Origin of the sequence: Saccharopolyspora antiqui, assembly GCF_052246905.1 — a bacterium.
Taxonomy (GTDB): domain Bacteria; phylum Actinomycetota; class Actinomycetes; order Mycobacteriales; family Pseudonocardiaceae; genus Saccharopolyspora.
This window is the reverse complement of sequence record NZ_JBQQBO010000063.1, coordinates 1-700: the sequence shown is the minus strand read 5'-3', so window position 1 is coordinate 700 and position 700 is coordinate 1. Positions and strand designations below refer to the sequence as shown.

Sequence of the window (700 nt, the reverse complement as noted above, 5' to 3'; positions counted from 1 at the left end):
CTGGCGATTTCGCGCGAAATCGGCGCTTCCCAAGAGCAGCGACCAGCGATTTCGCGCGAAATCGCCATCACGCGGTAGGCAACCGCAGACCGTTGTAACCCGCACGAGCATCCGCGAAACGCCGCGACACCTCGTCCCAATCGACCACGTTCCACAACTGCTTCACGTAATCCGCCTTCACGTTCCGATACTGCAGGTAATACGCGTGCTCCCAGATGTCGAACACCAACAACGGCGTCGTCGCGATCGACAAGTTCGCGTGGTGATCCCGCAACTGCTGCGTCAACAACCGCCGACCCACCGGATCCCAGGCCAACACCCCCCACCCATTGCCCTGGATCGTCGTCGACACCGCCTCCAACTGCGCCCGAAACCCATCGAAAGACCCGAAATCCTCATCGATGGCCGCCGCCAACTCACCCGTGGGCTTGTCCCCACCACTCGGCGACAAAACCTTCCACCACACCAAGTGCAACGAATGCCCAGCCAAGTTGAACGCCAACGTGGTCTCCAACCCCACGATCGACGAGAAATCACCCCTCTCCCGCGCCTCGGCGATCTTCTCCACCGCGTCATTCGCACCCTTGACATACGCCGCGTGATGCTTGCCGTGGTGCAACTCGTTGATCTCACCAGCGATCGCCGGCTCCAACGCCGCGTAGTCGTAATCCAACTCCGGCAAAACGTACTGGGCCATCGT

General features: G+C 60.9%; 1 protein-coding gene. It reads right to left on the bottom strand.

Features of this window, described 5'->3' with window-relative positions:
* Positions 1-67: 67 nt before the first annotated feature.
* Positions 68-697, bottom strand: a complete 630-nt coding sequence (locus tag ACTWQN_RS38015) for a superoxide dismutase (protein WP_443208528.1) — start codon at positions 695-697, stop codon at positions 68-70.
* Between the last annotated feature and the right edge of the window lie 3 nt (positions 698-700).

Excerpts from the sequence above, each read along its gene's own strand:
- ACTWQN_RS38015 (WP_443208528.1), bottom strand. The coding sequence starts at position 697 with ATGGCCCAGTACGTTTTGCCGGAGTTGGATTACGACTACGCGGCGTTG.